Consider the following 16,897-nt stretch of genomic DNA (forward strand, 5'->3'; position numbering starts at 1 on the left):
CCACGATCAATACAATATTAATTAAAGCCCCATAAAGAAAGGGAGTTCCCAGCATGCGCAAAATTTTATTACTTGTTGTAGTCTTGATCACCGGCGTGGTTTTTGCCGGACGTTTGTTCTATTTACAAGTGTACGACACCTCATTTCAGCAATTATCGCAGAACAATGCCGTAAAAGTACTTTACGACTACCCACAGCGCGGCTATATTTTTGACCGTAATGGCGAACTGTTGGTCTCCAATCAACCGTCTTATGACGTGATGGTCATCCCTAGGGAGGTAAAACCATTGGACACCACCGAATTTTGCAAATTGCTTAAAATCACCAAAGGCAGGTTCGACACAATTTTGCAAAAAGCCCATGTGTATTCGCCAAGATTGCCTTCGGTGGTGATTCCGCAGTTAACAAAATCTGAATATGCGTTTCTTTCTGAAAAGATGTACAAATACGAAGGGTTTTATATCCAAAAACGTTCGTTGCGCGATTACCAAGTAGCGCACTCGGCCAACGTATTAGGCTACATCGCCGAAGTGAATAAGCGCATCATTAAAGAGAACCCGTATTACCAAATGGGGGAGCTGATAGGCAAACAAGGCGTTGAACTTCAATACGAAGAATTGTTGCGGGGCGTAAAAGGCGTTAAATACATCCAGAAAGACCGGTTTAACCGGGACATTGGCCCTTTTAACAATGGCGCTTTCGATACCCTTCCCAAAAAAGGAAAAGACCTTACCCTTACCATAGACGAAAAGCTGCAAGAGTACGGCGAGAAATTGATGGTCAACAAACGTGGCGGTATTGTGGCCATAGAACCGGAAACCGGGGAGATATTGAGCTTGGTTACGGCACCTAACTACGATCCCGGCTTATTGGTAGGACGGGAGCGGTCTAAAAACTTTACGAGATTATGGTACGATACCATAGCAAAACCTCTATTTGACCGTGGGTTACAAGGCGAATATCCTCCTGGGTCCCCTTTTAAAACCTTAACGGCCTTAATAGGGATGCAAGAAGCCGTGATCGACAGTCAAGAACACATTGCTTGCCACGGTGGTTATTTCTACGGAAGAGGAAGGAAACTGGCCTGTCACCGCCACCCCAGTCCATTGGCCATGGTAGGCGGTATCGCCAATTCATGCAACACGTACTTTTGTACAGTGTACAGACGGTCGATAGAAAAATACCCAACACCCCAAAAGGGGATGAATGCTTGGGAAAATCATCTGGAAAGTTTTGGCCTCGGTCATTATTTAGGCTATGACCTGCCCAGTGGCCGACCTGGCAAAATACCAGATGCCGAAACCTATAACCGTATGTATCCCAACAATAATTGGTATGCCACGGCGACCATATCGAATGCCATAGGCCAAGGCGAGGTGTTGATGACCCCCATTCAAATGGCCAATTTTACTGCGGCCATTGCCAACCGGGGTTGGTATTACACACCACATGTGATAAAAAAAATAGAAGGAACCGATACGATACCCAGTGAATATACCACGAAGCACCAAACCACCATAGACCCAAAATATTTTGAACCTGTTGTAGAAGGCATGCACCAAGTTTATACCAGCGGAACCGCCTATTACATTGGTATTCCCGATATTGAAATCTGCGGTAAAACCGGTACTGCTGAAAATTTCATCCGGGTGGACGGAAAACGCATGCAATTGACAGACCACAGTATCTTTGTAGCATTTGCCCCTAAAGACAACCCAAAAATAGCTTTGGCCGTTTTTGTTGAAAACGGGTATTGGGGCTCTCGCTGGGCTGGCCGTATCGCTGGATTGATGATCGAAAAATACTTGAAAGGTGAAATTACCCGTAAAGACATGGAGAAGTATGTTTTAGAAGGTAGCTTGGAAGAAGAATATGCCAAACCCTACAGTGGCGAACCTTTTAAAATAAATAGGTAATGGCGGCAGGCAAAGGTTTGGTAAAATTAGATTGGCTTACCATTTTTTTATACATAGCGTTGGTGGCCATGGGCTGGATGAACATCTACTCTGCCTCTTTAGACACTACTGCAACCAGTTTTTGGGATTTAGACCAAATTTACACCAAACAACTGCTCTGGATTTTTATGAGCGTCATTCTCATTGTTTTTATCCTCGCCATAGAAGCCAAATTTTACGAACGGTTTGCCAGTGTTATTTATCTGGCTTCTCTGCTCTCCCTGTTAGGGCTGTTTGTATTTGGAAAAACCATTGCCGGTGCAACCGCTTGGTATTCCTTGGGAGGAGTAAGCCTCCAGCCTAGTGAGTTTGCGAAAGCAGCGACCGCTTTGGCTTTGTCCAAATTTTTAACCGACATACAGGTGGACATCCATAAATTTACCGACCAGCTGAAAGCCTTCGTTATCATAGCGTTGCCGGCCATCCTTATTTTGCTGCAGCCTGATGCGGGAAGTTTATTGATTTACGTCGCGTTTATCTTCCCACTCTACCGGGAGGGGTTGCCGTTCATCTACCTATTATTTGGTTTTTTCGCAGCTTTTTTATTTGTGTTAACCTTGGCGGTCGGGGCGTATTGGGTAAGTGGGATGGTGTTGCTCCTTGCCGTCTTCATTTTTATGGTGGATTTTTATAAATTCAAACGGAAACGTCCCAACACATTAAAATACATCGTTATTGTTGCTGCCTGTATTGGGTTTTCATTTTCGGTAAACTATATATTCAATAATGTCTTTCAGCAGCACCAGCGGGACCGTTTCAATATTTTATTGGGGAAAGAGGTAGATTCCAAAGGGATTGGCTACAACCTCAACCAAAGTGAAATAGCCATTGGCAGTGGCAGATGGCTGGGCAAGGGCTGGACCGAAGGAACCCAAACCAAAGGTAAATTTGTGCCCGAGCAGCATACCGATTATATTTTCAGCACTGTGGGCGAAGAGTGGGGCTTTTTGGGCAGTATGGTAGTCGTGTTTTTGTTTGTAGGCTTGATCGTTAGGATTTTGATATTGGCTGAACGTCAAAAAAATGCGTTTAGCAGAATTTATGGCTACAGTGTGGCCTCCATCCTTTTTTTCCATTTTTTTGTGAACATTGGCATGGTCACGGGGCTTTTCCCCACCGTGGGCATCCCCTTGCCCCTTTTTAGTTACGGCGGTTCTGCCTTATGGGGCTTTACCATCCTTATATTTATTTTCATTAGGCTGGACGGCGCCAACTCGTATTACGGCCTGTAATTTTTTTTCTGAAAATTGCAGCGGTAATTCCTTGTGAGAACCCGTTAACGCTTGCCCCAATCTTTTAAATTGAAAGTGGCTTCCATTTTGTGTTCTATGGAATCGGGCAACTTTGGAAAAAAATCGATTCCGGCCTGCTGTTCCAATTCATCTATGGAAATTGCAAAGTTGTAGTACGACTCACTTGTAGCTTTATTGGGAATTAAAAAAGCAATGGCTTTATGTTTCCCCTCGGAAATATCAACTATGATCTTAAAGAAAGATTCAGGAACCGAAACCCTTTCGCCGCCAATGGTTTCGAGCCCTTCTCTTAAAACACCGCCCGTAACCACATAGACCCCATCGTACTTTTTGGCCCAATAGCGCGTTTTTTGTTCCAATCGGTTCCAGATTCCGGCATTGAATTCGTGGTTTTGCGGACTTATATTACTGGTTAAAAATGTTTCATGATAGGCGTTTTCTGAAAATTCCCGATCGGCTGCGGGAATAAGGTGCCCCCTATCGTATCCTGAATTTTTATAATTGCGCCAATCTGCCGACCCGGTTTTTACCTCGCGGTCCACTACAAAATACGGGCGTTTAAAATCATTGTTAACTATTTGGTCTTTTCTAAGCTCGTAGGCCACCCATTCGGCTTGCTCATAAGGCTCGGCGTAGGAAAGCGTATAGTATTTATGGATCACAACAGCATCATAGGTTGATTGCGGCAAATAATCATCGTTGAATTCAGAATAGACTTCAGCGGTTTCATTGGTCATATCTGGATAAGGCTCGTTCTGCTTGTCTATATATTTTTCGGCATAATACAGACCAGCGGTGACCAAGACGACCAATACGGGATAAAGGAGTTTTCGGTTCATTGGAAGAGTAAAATTTTACGGCAAATATATCGAATGGCCGTAAAGAAGGGAAAACTATTTATTCAAAGTGTCAAGTTGCCCTTTCAACTCTTCCATAGATTGTTGCAACTGTTTAAATAAAATCGTTTCAGAAGGCTCATCGACTCCAAAAGTCAACTTGCTGTTTACTTGCCACAATTCTTGAATATCCTTTATCGCCACCTCAATGGGGAGATATTCCGCATTCAGGGAAACCAAACGGACTTTATTGGGAGTGTTCGCTACTTTCTGTAGCTTTTTCACCAGTACCGAATCGCGTAGCACCACTATGTAAATTCGGCTATTGCTGGCTTCGGAAATGCTGGGCACGGCTTTTCCCAAAACCCATTCTTTGGGCCGGATGTTGGGCAGCATACTATCGCCTTCAACCTGAAATCCACGATAAGTGGCATTGCGGTATTGCGGTAAAGGGATATTGAAGGCCGGCAACGTATCGTACCATTCTACATCCTGAAGGTTATGGGGATAGCCCGCAGCCGCTTTTTGGTTGACCAAGAGGATGGTGTCCTGTTCTTGTTTATCAACGGTAATGACTTTTGGACTGCTATCGCCACTGTTCAAGTTAATATATTGATTAAAACTTTTACCGAACAACCACAGCGGATTGATATTAAATTGGTACAGCAATTCCATAACGGCCTTTCCCGATATTTTGGTCTTGCCCCGTTCAATATCGGCCGTGGTGGTGCCAATGCCCAATAAGTCCGCAAAAGAATGCTGGGTATGGTTTTGCTCTTCGCGTACTTTTTTAAAACGCTTGGCCTCAATAGGTACTGATTTTTGCATATCCGAAGATACACTTTTTTTGGAATATATCCACAAATTGATGGATTAAAACCAAAATTTTACCTCAAAGAAAGCAAACAATTCATTAAGTTTAAAGGGCTAAAAAGACAATTGAATCCCAGAAAATAAAAAAAGTGTATTTTTGGGATATTATTAATCACTAATCACACATATTATGAAAAGAGTATTTTTATCCTTTGCCGCATTGGCATTGGTTGCATCTGTTTACTCATGCAGGGAAACAAATCAAGAAAAAGCCGAAGAAAACATGGAACAAATGGGCGAAGACCTTGAAGACGCTGCTGAAGATACCGGCGACGCCATAGAAAATGCAGCCGAAGAGACCGGTGAAGCCGTGGAAAATGCTGCTGAAGAGGCAGAGGACGAAATGAAAGGGAACGACGACATGTAACCCGATCACCATTGTATAGCTGAAAAGCCGCTCCCAATACCGGGGCGGCTTTTTTCTTTATTGAAATTTTCAGCTTTTTTTATATGATTTTCGCAATCAAAAATTAGTGCTGCACCATAACAACCGAACGTTAAATTTTCAGTTTAAAAGAACACAAAACAAGCATTTTGTCGGTATTTTATGTAATTTTGACGGATAAAGTATGGTTTTTAAGATTAAATCAACCTACAAATGTACGCAAAAGATATATTTGATTGGCTATTAGAATTTTAAGGATTTCGCTGTATGTTTGTATCAGAATTTAACTTAAAAACTATACATCATGAAAAAACTTATGTTTATTTTAGCCGTACTTGCCTTAGCTGCAAGTTGCACCCCAGAATCGTTAGCAACAGATGAGCAACAAATTAAGAAATCAGAATACGAAGTCCCACCAAACGGATAAAAAAAAATCTTATATAACCGGGGTGTTGTTAACCGTTATATTGGTGGCAACACCCTTTTTATTTTATTCATACAAATTAGCACCTAGTGATGCTGAAGTTTGGGAATCACCACTTGGAACTATATCCTCTGGAGGGTTCGGCACCATCTTAGCATTTCTTCATGCCTTAGTTACAAAACTGACTTTCGTATTAATAACAAGTATTTGGTTTTTAACCTCAAAAAATTGGTGGCGGTATGCGATCTTGATTCCTCTCACCATGTTTTTATTCCAGTTGGCTGGAGTAATCAATTACAAAGAAGGCTACATAGACGAATTCGATTTTTGGTACTCCCTCCCTATCATTGTACCTATTTTAGTACTGCTCGTTTATATTTCATACGTTGCTCATAAAAAAAGCGGCAAGGACGATGAGCTTAAAAAGGAAGTGGACGATGAAATCAAAAAATTGTTGAGCGACGAACTTTAAAGCACAACTACTACTAAACAAAAAAACCTCATAATCAAGCGATTACAAGGCTTATAAGTACTGAAGGCGGGACTTGAACCCGCACGGCCATTTCTGGCCATTGGATTTTAAGTCCAACGTGTCTACCAATTCCACCACTTCAGCAGTTCGACTTCGCTCGTTGCAAGCAAAGTTCAACTCCGCTCAATACGAGCACCATATAAAAGACCATTTTGCCTTAAAAGCACGCTTACTGAGCGGAGTCGAAGTGGAGCGAAAAACGGGATTCGAACCCGCGACCTCCACCTTGGCAAGGTGGCGCTCTACCAACTGAGCTATTTTCGCATTTTATATGAACTTGACCAACTTTCGTTAGCGGAAGCAAATTTAAAACTTTTACCTTAAATGCAAAGCTATTTCTTCAAAAAAAATCTGCTCTTTTTTACTTCTTCATTTTTACCGATGCATTGCGCTGCAACATCCGTTTTATTTCATTGAGCTTCATTAAAGCTTCAACGGGCGTAAGGGTGTCAATATCAATGTCCAAAATCTCTTCGCGCAGCTCTTCCAGCAAAGGGTCGTCCAGTTTAAAGAAACTCAACTGCATTTCGTCTTTGGACAGTTGTTTCATTTCTTCGGTCAATTCTTCTGAAGAATGCGAACGCTCCAACCGTTTTAGTATTTTATTGGACCGCTTGATGACCGCTTGTGGCATCCCGGCCATCTTGGCTACGTGGATACCAAAACTGTGGTGCGAACCGCCCGGCACCAGTTTCCGGAGAAAAAGCACATTGTCCTTCAATTCCTTTACTGAAACATTATAGTTTTTTACCCGGTCGAAGGTTTCGGTCATTTCGTTCAGTTCGTGATAGTGTGTCGCAAACAAGGTTTTTGCCCGTGAGGGGTGTTCGTGCAAATATTCACTAATGGCCCAGGCGATCGAAATACCATCGTAGGTACTGGTGCCGCGGCCTATTTCGTCTAAAAGCACCAAGCTGCGTTCTGAAATGTTGTTCAAAATACTGGCCGTCTCGTTCATCTCGACCATAAAGGTGCTCTCGCCCATCGAAATATTGTCGCTCGCGCCTACCCGCGTAAAGATTTTATCCACACACCCCATCCTAACGCCTTTTGCAGGGACAAAACTGCCCATTTGGGCCAAGAGAACAATAAGGGCCGTTTGCCGTAAAATAGCCGACTTACCGCTCATATTGGGCCCAGTGATCATCACGATCTGTTGGTTTTCCCGGTCCAGAAACACATCGTTGGCAATGTATGGACTGTCCGGCGGCAACTGCTGTTCAATAACCGGGTGGCGGCCTTCCTTGATGTCAAGGTCGCAACTATCATCCAATAACGGCCGTGTATAATTATGGGTTGCTGCGTGGGCTGCAAACGAACATAAGCAATCTAATTCGGATATTAAAGCCGCATTTTGCTGTACCGAACCAATAAACTGCAGCATCCACTCCACTAGTTTTGCAAACAATTCCTGCTCCAACACCGTAATTTTTTCTTCGGCGCCCAAGATTTTCGCTTCGTATTCTTTCAGTTCTTCGGTAATATAGCGTTCGGCGCTTACCAAAGTCTGTTTGCGTATCCACGCTTCTGGCACTTTGTCTTTATGCGTGTTTCGCACTTCAATATAATAGCCAAAAACGTTGTTCGAGGCAATTTTCAAAGACGTAATCCCCGTACGTTCTGCCTCGCGTTGCAGCATATCGTCCAGATACTCCTTTCCGCCATTGGCGATGTTTCGGAGTTCGTCAAGCTCCTTTGAAAAGCCTTCGGCAATGGCATGTCCCTTTAAAATATTGACCGGCGCTTCTTCAACAAGCGTTTCTTTTATTTTTTTCCGAAGCAACTCACACTCGTTCAATTGTTCGCCCAATACCTGCATCGATTCGTTCTTGGCCTGCAAGGCTTCGGCCTTAACAGGAATGATCGCTTCCAATGAATTTTTAAGCTGAATCACCTCCCTTGGGTTAATCTTACCCGTTGCTACTTTTGAAATAAGGCGCTCCAGGTCGCCCATTTTCTTCAAATAACCCTGAATGCGGGTCAACGTTTTTTTATTGTCCAGCAAATAACTCACTACTTCGTGCCGGCGGTTAATGGCATCGGTGTTTTTAAGCGGAAGGGCCATCCAGCGTTTCAACATCCGCCCGCCCATAGGCGAAATGGTTTTGTCAATAACATCCAGCAAGGTCACCGCATGTTGTTGGTTGGCGTGGTACAGCTCCAAATTACGAATGGTAAAGCGGTCCATCCACACGTGTTCCTCTTCGGCAATACGTGCTATTTTTGTGATGTGTTGTAGCTTATTGTGCTGGGTTTCATCTAAATAATGCAAGGCAGAAGCTGCAGCAATAATCCCACTTTCCAGATGATCGACACCAAAACCTTTTAAATTTTTGGTGTTGAAGTGCTTATTCAATGTTTCGGAAGCATAATCGATCTGGAACACCCAATCTTCCAAATGAAAGGTGTGGTATTGATCGCCAAACGCTTCGGAAAATTGCTTCCTTTTTTGTTTGCTGAAGAGAATTTCAGAAGGATTGAAATTTTGAAGCAATTTGTCTATGTATTCTACATTTCCTTCCGAAGTTAAAAACTCCCCGGTGGATACATCCAGAAAAGCAATTCCCAGCGAGTCCTTATTGCGTGAATTGAAATGCAAGGCCGCCAAAAAATTGTTTGATTTAGACTGTAAAATGTCATCGTTTAGCGCCACGCCAGGGGTTACCAGTTCGGTTACGCCCCGCTTTACGATTTTCTTGGTTTGTTTGGGATCTTCCAGTTGGTCGCAAATAGCCACCCGGCAATCTGCCTTGACTAATTTTGGCAAATAGGTGTTCAACGAATGATGCGGAAAACCGGCCAGTTCCGTACGGTCGCCACCATTGTTTCGGGCCGTTAAGGTGATGTTTAAAATTTTGGCGGCCCGCACGGCATCTTCACCAAAGGTTTCGTAAAAATCGCCCACACGAAACAACAACAAGGCATCTGGGTGCTTTGCCTTGATGGCATTGTACTGTTTCATTAACGGGGTTACTTTCTTGGCCATAGTCGTTCAATATTGTATGTAAAAATAACAAAACAGGGATGGTTTCCGCAATATTGCAACCAACAAGTTGTTGCTTTTTATCAACAAAGGCTTAACCTGCACCCCGTGAGATTGGACTTTTTATTTCTTAAATTTACAGTAAAGAAAACTGCGAAAACCATGGCTATGCAAGCTGACTACCTTAACAGCGTTACCAAACAGTTTGAATATTACAAACTGCTGGGCGAACGCACGTTTGACCAACTGGAAGAACACGACCTATTATGGCAATTCAACGAACAGTCTAACTCCATAGCCGTTATAGTAAATCACCTTTACGGCAATATGAAATCCCGTTGGACCGATTTCTTGATCACAGACGGTGAAAAAAAATGGCGCAACCGGGACCTGGAATTTGAAAATGTGATAAAAACCAAAAAAGAATGCTATTTCAAATGGGAAGAAGGTTGGGAATGTTTGTTTACCGCCTTAAGGACGATAAATAATGATAATTTTGAAACACAGGTTTACATTCGCAACCAGAGCCACAGTATTGTAGCGGCCATAAACAGACAATTAGCCCATTATGCGTACCATATTGGCCAAATAGTGTTTATTGGGCGAATGCTAAAAGGCGAACAATGGAAAAGCCTGTCAATTTCAAAAGGAAAGTCGACCGATTTTAACACGGCCAAATTTTCAAAAGGAAAACACGACGGGCATTTTACAGATGACTTAACCTAAAAAAGAACACGAAACACCCTTCAATAAAAAAGCATGCAAAACCGAAAACTAAAAAACAGCGAACTGGAACGGATTTCCCCTTCTGAATTTAAGGAGGTCGAGAAAACACCGCTCATTATCATCCTTGACAACATTAGAAGCCTCAACAACATCGGGTCGGTTTTTCGTACCGCGGATGCTTTTTTGGTGAAGAAAATCTATTTGTGCGGCATCACGGCCAAACCACCGCACAAAGACATTCAAAAAACGGCTTTGGGCGCTACCGATAGCGTGGCGTGGGAATATGCCGAAAAGACCATGGACGTTGTTAAGAAACTGCAAGAGGAAGGGGTTTTTGTGGCTTCGATAGAGCAAGCAGAGCTCACCGTATCATTGGAAGATTTTTCCCTTCAGAAAGAAATGACCTACGCTGTGGTGTTTGGCAACGAAGTAAAAGGCGTACAGCAAGAAGTGGTTTCGGCCAGTGATGCCGTGATCGAAATCCCGCAATACGGCACCAAGCATTCGTTGAACATCTCGGTAAGTGTAGGCGTAGTGGTTTGGGATTTTTTCAGTAAGCTGACGCAGTGATTGCCGGTGGTTTCGATACGCTCTGCTTTCAGCAGAACACTCAACCACCTCACTTTTAACTTTTAATATAACAATGCAGAACAAGTTGATTAGCAGAGGGGGTTGCCTGTTTTACCTTCGGTAAAACGTATCGAAACCTCCGAAAACAGAAAGCCCCATCCTACCCCACAATCTGCCGTAAAATAGTAAGATAGTCCTTTCTATTCTTAACAAAATCCAATGCTGAAATATCGATAATTTTGATGCGTTCGTCGTGTTGGTTTTTAATGAATTCCAAATAGCCTTCGTTGATCTTTTTCAGGTAATCTGCCTGTATGCTTTGCTCGTAAGTTCTGCCGCGTTTTTTAATGTTTTCCAACAAGCGCTCGGTGTTTTGGTACAAATAAATATACACATCTGGTTTGGGCAGTTCTTTGTGCATTAAATGAAATAGCTTTTTATACAAGGCATATTCTTCTTCGGCCAAGGTAACTTTAGCAAAAATCAGGGATTTGTAGGCATCGTAATCTGCGATCACGCATTCCTTAAACAGGTCGAACTGTTTGATGTCTTCCAACAATTGTTGATAGCGGTCTGCCAAGAACGACATTTCCAACGGAAAAGCATACCGCTGTTGGTCTTTATAGAACTTAGGCAAGAAAGGGTTGTCCTTAAAGCGTTCCAAAATAAGTTTTGCATTAAAATCGGTCGCCATCTGGGTGGCGAGGCTTGTTTTTCCGGCGCCAATGTTTCCTTCAATGGCAATATAATTAAAGGTGGAAATATCGTAATCGCTCTTTGGGTTCACCAGCCATTTGGATTGTTTTTCCAGTTTGCTTTCATCTTTGGTTGCGGCAAGAAGCTTGATAATTTTTTTTCGGAAAACAGGGTGTGCTACTTCTGCGGCTATATCGGCAAGGGGCTGCAATACAAATTTCCTGTTTTGCATTTCGGGATGTGGCACGGTCAATTTAGTGTTTTTTTTCACCAGATCATCGATCAACAGAATATCAATATCTATAGGCCGCGAAGTATATTTGCCCGTTTGTTTGCGTTCCCTGCCCATTTTCAGTTCAATGGAAAGGATTGTTTCTAAAACCTTTGCAGGCGAAAGCATGCTCTGCACAAGCACCACACAATTCAAAAAATCATCGCCGTCAAAACCCATTGCAGGGGTTTTGTAAACAGGTGAAATCTTAACAATGGCACCAACATTTTCGTAAATCGCATGGATGGCCTGTTGCAGGTGCTCAAATTTATGGCCTTGGTTGCTTCCAAGCGATAAGTATATGTTTTGAAGTGGTTTGATGGAGTATATTAGACTATTTAAAGTTTTATTCCGAAAAGACTCCGAGACCCCGCTTTGCAGCGGGGTTAGTTCGGCTAAGCACCTTCAAAAACAAATAATTGTTTTTGAAGGTGCAGTCTCACTAATTTAAGACGAAATTAAGGAAAAGAAAATTACCGACCATTATTTTTGTTGCTTTAAAAAAGCCCGTGGAACTACAACAACGCAAAGATCTGTTATCGGCACAGCGCATTTATTTGATTTTGGGCGCATTATTTATCGCTTCGTTGGTGGTTTCCAATTTAATATTCCAAAAGTTTTTTTACTGGGATTTTTTTGGGATTTACACTTTTGAAATTTCTGTGGGCATTTTGCCGTATCCCGTTACCTTTTTAATAACCGATATAATTAGCGAAGTGTACGGGAAAAAGAAGGCCAACCAAGTGGTTACGGCGGGAATTTTTGCTTCGTTCTTTTCCCTATTGATCATTTATACCTCGGCTGCTGTACCGGCAACGGAGTGGAGCCCAATTGACGATGCGCTGTTCACAAAGGTATTTGGGGCCACTGCCATTGCCGTGTTGGCATCGATGATGGCCTATTTGTTTGCACAATACATTGACATACAGTTATTCCATTTTTGGAAACGCGTTACCAAAGGCAAGCACTTATGGATACGCAATAACTTTTCCACCTTCTTTTCGCAGTTTCTCGATACGTTTACCGTATTGTTTCTGCTGTGCAGCTTCGGAAAGATCGATTGGGCACTGTTTGGCAGCTTATTGCTCAGTGGGTTTTTGTTCAAGGTTTTTGTGGCCATTTGCGACACGCCATTTTTATACGGAGCTGTGTATGCCCTTCGGAAACGATTCGGGCTGAAAATGGGAGAAGAAATTGAAATGTATGAAGAAGAAAAAAATATAGAATTTAGAGAATAGCATATAGACTAGGTGACTGAGTGTTTCGAAGCACGAGAAACGTATCAAAGCCACGAACAATCAAAAACGAATAACCATTTTGGGTGTTTGAGTGAATTTGTAGAACCGGTAGGGGGTTACAAATTTGTATCGAAAACACTAAGGCGAATAACGAAGTTCAACCAAACTTTAAAAATGGCATTAACTGAAATATACTTATGAAAAAGATTTTAAAAATAGCAGCAATTATAATCGTAGTAATCGTATTACTGCTCATTGCGGCCCCTTTTCTATTTAAAGGTTCGCTGGAAAAACTGTTGAAGAAAAACATCAACCAAAACCTGAACGCCACCGTGGAATGGCAGGATATGGACTTGAGCCTTTTCCGTAGTTTTCCAAAAGCCGCCGTCGTGATTAACGATTTCAGTGTGGTTAACAACGCCCCTTTTAAAGGCGATACCTTAGCCAAAGGAAAATCGATCAAGCTCGATATGGGCATTACGCAACTGTTTAAAAGTAGCAATGAGCCCATAGTTGTTGATGCCCTGCAACTGGATAACGCCCTTGTAAACATCAAGGTAGATTCGTTGGGCAATGCCAATTATGATATTGCTGTAAAAGAAGATGCTGTTTCTGTTTCAGAAAACAATGAATCCCCTAAAACATCTGAAGGTTTTACGTTCGACCTGCAGCATTACGAAATCAATGATTCTCGTATTAATTATCTGGATGAAGCCACACAGACATTCTTGATCTTAAAAGAAGTAAACCACGAAGGCACCGGTGATTTTTCACTAGAGGTTTCAGAACTAGCAACACAAACCAACGCCTTGGTTTCCTTAAAAATTGAAGATACCGAATATTTAAGCGACAATACCATGACGCTGGACGCCGATTTTCAACTGGATTTAAAAAACCAGAAATACACCTTCTTGGAAAACGAAGCCAAAATCAATGAGCTCCCGTTAACCTTTGATGGTTTCGTAAAAGTGAACGAAGCTAATAACGAAGTGGATGTAACCTTTAAGACACCATCTTCAGATTTTAAAAATTTCTTGGCCGTGATTCCAAAAGCGTATGTAAAGAACTTAGACGGCGTTACCACAACGGGAAATTTTACCGTAAACGGCATGCTGAAAGGAATAATCGACGACACGCACATCCCCAAAATGGATATTAGCGTACACAGCGAAAACGCGTCGTTTAAGTTCCCAGATTTACCCAAAACCGTCCGCAACATCCACATCGACGCCGTGTTGAAAAACGAAACCGGCTTGATGAAAGATACCTACCTCAACATTGGTGGCCTTACTTTTAAAATAGACGACGACGTGTTTTCGGCAAACGGAAGCATTAAAAACCTTATCGAAAACGCCTTGGTAAACCTAGCACTCAAAGGCACCATTAACCTGGCGAACATAGAAAAAATACTGCCAGTTGAACTGGAGCAAAACCTCAGCGGGGTGTTCAAGGCCGATGTCACTACAAATTTTGATATGCAATCCATCGAGAACGAACAATATCAAAACATACAAAGTTCAGGGACGGCCAGTTTGACCAACTTTAACTATAATGATGCGGCATTTAAAAACGAATTGAAAATTGCCCGTGCCACTGTTTCGTTTACCCCCGGAAATATTAAGTTACAAGACCTTAAAGCTTCTACCGGGCAAACCGATATCTCAGCCACCGGAACAATGCAGAATTTAATTCCGTGGATTATGGCGAAGCAAGATTTAAAGGGGTTATTCAATGTACAATCGAACACCTTTAACGTAAACGATTTTATGGCTTCGGAAACCGATGGAAAGGACATGAAACCTGCTTCCGAAGAAAAAAACAAAACACAAAACACAGCTGCGAATGAAACCATTAAAATCCCCGATTTTCTGGATGCCACGCTTAATTTTTCGGCAAACAAGGTTATATACGACAACCTAAACTTAACCAACGTAAAAGGGACAGCGACCATTAAAAACGAAACGGTGACCCTTAGTAAGGTAACGTCCAATCTTCTTGGTGGCCATATTGCATTTGGCGGCAATGTTTCCACCAAAACCGAAACGCCAACTTTTGCGATGGATTTGGATTTAAGCAAAATTGACATTGAGCAATCCTTCAAAAGTTTGGATATGCTTCAATATTTAGCCCCCATTGCAAAAGCGTTACAGGGAAACTTGAACACAAAACTGGATTTAAACGGGGAGCTTTCCGAAGACTTTACGCCAAAACTTTCCACCTTGGCAGGAAATGCCGTAGCGCAAATATTAACTGCCGAAGTTGACAAAGAACAAATGCCGCTGCTGTCCAAACTGGGCGAAAAAGTTTCTTTTCTGAACATAGACCGATTGAGTTTACGCGACGTAAGCACGGTTTTGAAATTCAACAACGGAAATATTGAAGTGCAACCGTTCAATTTTGATGTTAAAGGAATCAACGTGGCTGTAAGCGGAAGCCACGGCCTCGATAAAAGCATAAATTACAACGCCAAATTAGACGTGCCCGGGAGATATTTGGGCGGCGATGTTTCGAAGTTATTGGCCAAGTTAGACCCTTCAAATGCTGAAAACGTTTCGGTTACAATCCCCGTGGGCATTACTGGCTCGCTTGCCAACCCTTCGGTATCGGTACACACAAAAGAAGCCGTAAATGAACTTACCCAACGGCTCATCGAAAAACAAAAAGAGGAACTAAAAAACAAAGGCACCGATATTTTAAATGATATCATTTCTGGCGGAAAAGACAAAGACACTACAAAAACAAATACCGAAACCGAAAAAAACACCGGAGAAGTTGTAAAAGACATTTTAGGTGGTATTTTTGGGGGCAAAAAGAAAGACACGACTAAACAAGGAAATTAAACCGAACATAATCATGAAAACCATTACTGCAATTGCTTTGTTTTTTTTGCTGTTTACCAGCTGTTCCAATAATTCAGGAAAGGATGCTTTTTTGGGCACATGGGACTCCATGTCCATGTACAACCAAACAACCATACAGGTTACCAAAGATTCGCTCACTACGGATAAATTTGGGTTAAAAGCAGTCCACATTTGGAAAATCGAAAATGGAAAGTTGCACATAAAAAGAGTAAAAGGTGAAAGTGTCAGCCCTAAGGAGACTTCTGTTTTAGACTATAAATTCAGTAAAAATAAAGACACCTTGTACCTTAAAAGCACGACCGACACTGTTTTTCGCACCAAATATGTAAAAAGCTAATGCCGGAACCATCTTGCAATTTTAAGGCCTTCTACCGTTAAACGCTAAAACGCACTAAAAGCGGACAACTTGTTCTATAACGCTATCTAATTTATTTCAAGTTAAAACCAACTGTTTTGTAGGTGTTCTAAAGTTTTGGGGTATCTTTAATTTATTCAAAATCACCAGCAATGGTTTACGACATCTTAATGTTACTGGTTTTTCTCCTCACGGGTTTTTTGGCTTCAGGTTTGGGGGCCATTCCGGCAAGTTCGTCCAATGTGGCCGTGGTGACCACCACGCTGGAAGAGTCGTTCAAGAAAGGGTTTCGAATTGCCCTTGGCGCTGGGCTTGGCAGTGTGCTACTATCGTTTATCGCCTTAAATTACAGCCGTACGTTCACCGATTTTTTTGAAGACAACCGCTGGCTGCAATACGCCATTGTTTTCGTGTTTTTTGCCATAGGGATTTTGGTCTTGTTGCGCCAACGGTTTCATGTGGACTTTCAGAATCCGTTATCTGAAACTTGGCAAGTAGGCAATTTTTGGAAAGGATTTTTATTGGCCCTTATCAACCCACCAGCTTTGATATTTTGGATTTTGCTCATTACCCTTGCCAATACCTATTTGTTTTCGCTTTCAAAATTCAGTCCTTTGTTGAACCTTCTGCTCTTTTTCGCCGGAATATTTTTAGGAAAGGTTACCACCTTATATTACTACGGAAAAATGAGCGACAAACTAAAAGAGCGAAAGCACAAAAAACGCCCGTTGGTTTACAACATCATCGGTACCGCCTTGGTAGCCGGATCGGTGGTACAGTTTATCAGGATGTTGATGGATTGAAATTCCAAATAATTACACTTCACATCTCAAAGAAAACTACGCTCAGGTTTATAATAAAGCAAATACAACCTGAAACTTGAAGCACGGAAACCATAAGCACGATGAGATTTCTCTCTCCACGTTTCGGGATTGAAAT

The 16,897-nt window shown here is 42.2% G+C and carries 15 protein-coding genes and 2 tRNA genes; 11 read left to right on the forward strand and 6 right to left on the reverse strand.

Annotated features, from left to right (window positions below; translation table 11 throughout):
- The first annotated feature begins 53 nt into the window (after positions 1-53).
- Together mrdA and rodA are read left to right on the forward strand one after the other, a co-directional pair.
- On the forward strand, positions 54-1,916 hold the full coding sequence (gene mrdA / locus DDV96_RS01500) for a penicillin-binding protein 2 (protein ID WP_116692965.1): 1,863 nt from the start codon (positions 54-56) through the stop codon (positions 1,914-1,916).
- Positions 1,916-3,187, forward strand: coding sequence for a rod shape-determining protein RodA (gene rodA, locus DDV96_RS01505; RefSeq protein WP_116692966.1), 1,272 nt, complete (start codon positions 1,916-1,918; stop codon positions 3,185-3,187). The genes mrdA and rodA overlap by 1 nt, the downstream gene beginning before the upstream one ends.
- A gap of 44 nt (positions 3,188-3,231) precedes the next feature.
- Here rodA and DDV96_RS01510 read toward each other — a convergent pair whose 3' ends face one another.
- Both DDV96_RS01510 and DDV96_RS01515 read right to left on the reverse strand, forming a co-directional pair.
- Positions 3,232-4,047: a DNA/RNA non-specific endonuclease gene (locus DDV96_RS01510; protein WP_116692967.1), complete on the reverse strand. Its 816-nt coding sequence runs from the start codon at positions 4,045-4,047 to the stop codon at positions 3,232-3,234.
- Between the two features lie 54 nt (positions 4,048-4,101).
- Positions 4,102-4,872, reverse strand: coding sequence for a LexA family transcriptional regulator (locus tag DDV96_RS01515; RefSeq protein ID WP_116692968.1), 771 nt, complete (start codon positions 4,870-4,872; stop codon positions 4,102-4,104).
- Positions 4,873-5,047: 175 nt separating this feature from the next.
- On the opposite strand from DDV96_RS01515, the gene DDV96_RS01520 reads away from it, so the two are divergent.
- The 3 genes from DDV96_RS01520 (at position 5,048) to DDV96_RS15900 (ending at position 6,198) form a co-directional block, all read left to right on the forward strand.
- Positions 5,048-5,284 (forward strand): hypothetical protein, encoded by a 237-nt coding sequence (locus DDV96_RS01520; RefSeq protein ID WP_116692969.1) that lies wholly within the window; start codon positions 5,048-5,050, stop codon positions 5,282-5,284.
- Positions 5,285-5,606: 322 nt separating this feature from the next.
- A complete protein-coding gene (locus tag DDV96_RS16065) occupies positions 5,607-5,729 on the forward strand; it encodes a hypothetical protein (protein WP_262497864.1) in 123 nt (40 codons plus the stop codon).
- Between the two features lie 259 nt (positions 5,730-5,988).
- Positions 5,989-6,198 carry a hypothetical protein gene (locus DDV96_RS15900; RefSeq protein WP_206073994.1) on the forward strand — a complete coding sequence of 70 codons (210 nt, stop codon included), beginning with the start codon at positions 5,989-5,991 and terminating at the stop codon, positions 6,196-6,198.
- Positions 6,199-6,256: 58 nt separating this feature from the next.
- On the opposite strand, the gene DDV96_RS01530 is transcribed toward DDV96_RS15900, so the two are convergent.
- The 3 genes from DDV96_RS01530 to mutS form a co-directional block, all read right to left on the reverse strand.
- Positions 6,257-6,342: transfer RNA gene (locus DDV96_RS01530), tRNA-Leu, on the reverse strand.
- Between the two features lie 104 nt (positions 6,343-6,446).
- Positions 6,447-6,522: transfer RNA gene (locus tag DDV96_RS01535), tRNA-Gly, on the reverse strand.
- Positions 6,523-6,619: 97 nt separating this feature from the next.
- The gene (gene mutS, locus DDV96_RS01540) at positions 6,620-9,244 is read right to left on the reverse strand and encodes a DNA mismatch repair protein MutS (RefSeq protein WP_116692971.1); all 2,625 of its coding nucleotides are present in this window, start codon (positions 9,242-9,244) and stop codon (positions 6,620-6,622) included.
- Positions 9,245-9,409: 165 nt separating this feature from the next.
- Between mutS and DDV96_RS01545 the strand changes: the two genes are divergently transcribed.
- Together DDV96_RS01545 and DDV96_RS01550 are read left to right on the forward strand one after the other, a co-directional pair.
- Positions 9,410-9,967, forward strand: a complete 558-nt coding sequence (locus DDV96_RS01545; protein ID WP_116693189.1) for a DUF1572 family protein — start codon at positions 9,410-9,412, stop codon at positions 9,965-9,967.
- A gap of 33 nt (positions 9,968-10,000) precedes the next feature.
- Positions 10,001-10,537, forward strand: coding sequence for an RNA methyltransferase (locus DDV96_RS01550; protein ID WP_116692972.1), 537 nt, complete (start codon positions 10,001-10,003; stop codon positions 10,535-10,537).
- A 160-nt stretch (positions 10,538-10,697) separates the two neighbouring features.
- Here DDV96_RS01550 and folK read toward each other — a convergent pair whose 3' ends face one another.
- Positions 10,698-11,825 carry a 2-amino-4-hydroxy-6-hydroxymethyldihydropteridine diphosphokinase gene (gene folK, locus DDV96_RS01555; protein WP_116692973.1) on the reverse strand — a complete coding sequence of 376 codons (1,128 nt, stop codon included), beginning with the start codon at positions 11,823-11,825 and terminating at the stop codon, positions 10,698-10,700.
- Positions 11,826-12,013: 188 nt separating this feature from the next.
- Here folK and DDV96_RS01560 point away from each other — a divergent pair, with 188 nt between their 5' ends.
- From DDV96_RS01560 to DDV96_RS01575, 4 genes are all read left to right on the forward strand, one after another.
- The gene (locus tag DDV96_RS01560; protein WP_116692974.1) at positions 12,014-12,742 is read left to right on the forward strand and encodes a queuosine precursor transporter; all 729 of its coding nucleotides are present in this window, start codon (positions 12,014-12,016) and stop codon (positions 12,740-12,742) included.
- A gap of 197 nt (positions 12,743-12,939) precedes the next feature.
- Positions 12,940-15,582, forward strand: coding sequence for an AsmA family protein (locus DDV96_RS01565; protein WP_116692975.1), 2,643 nt, complete (start codon positions 12,940-12,942; stop codon positions 15,580-15,582).
- A gap of 13 nt (positions 15,583-15,595) precedes the next feature.
- Positions 15,596-15,940 carry a hypothetical protein gene (locus DDV96_RS01570; protein WP_116692976.1) on the forward strand — a complete coding sequence of 115 codons (345 nt, stop codon included), beginning with the start codon at positions 15,596-15,598 and terminating at the stop codon, positions 15,938-15,940.
- Between the two features lie 170 nt (positions 15,941-16,110).
- Positions 16,111-16,761 carry a LysE family transporter gene (locus tag DDV96_RS01575; protein WP_116692977.1) on the forward strand — a complete coding sequence of 217 codons (651 nt, stop codon included), beginning with the start codon at positions 16,111-16,113 and terminating at the stop codon, positions 16,759-16,761.
- Positions 16,762-16,897: the final 136 nt, after the last annotated feature.

It is taken from the genome of Marixanthomonas spongiae (assembly GCF_003095375.1).
Classification (GTDB): domain Bacteria; phylum Bacteroidota; class Bacteroidia; order Flavobacteriales; family Flavobacteriaceae; genus Marixanthomonas; species Marixanthomonas spongiae.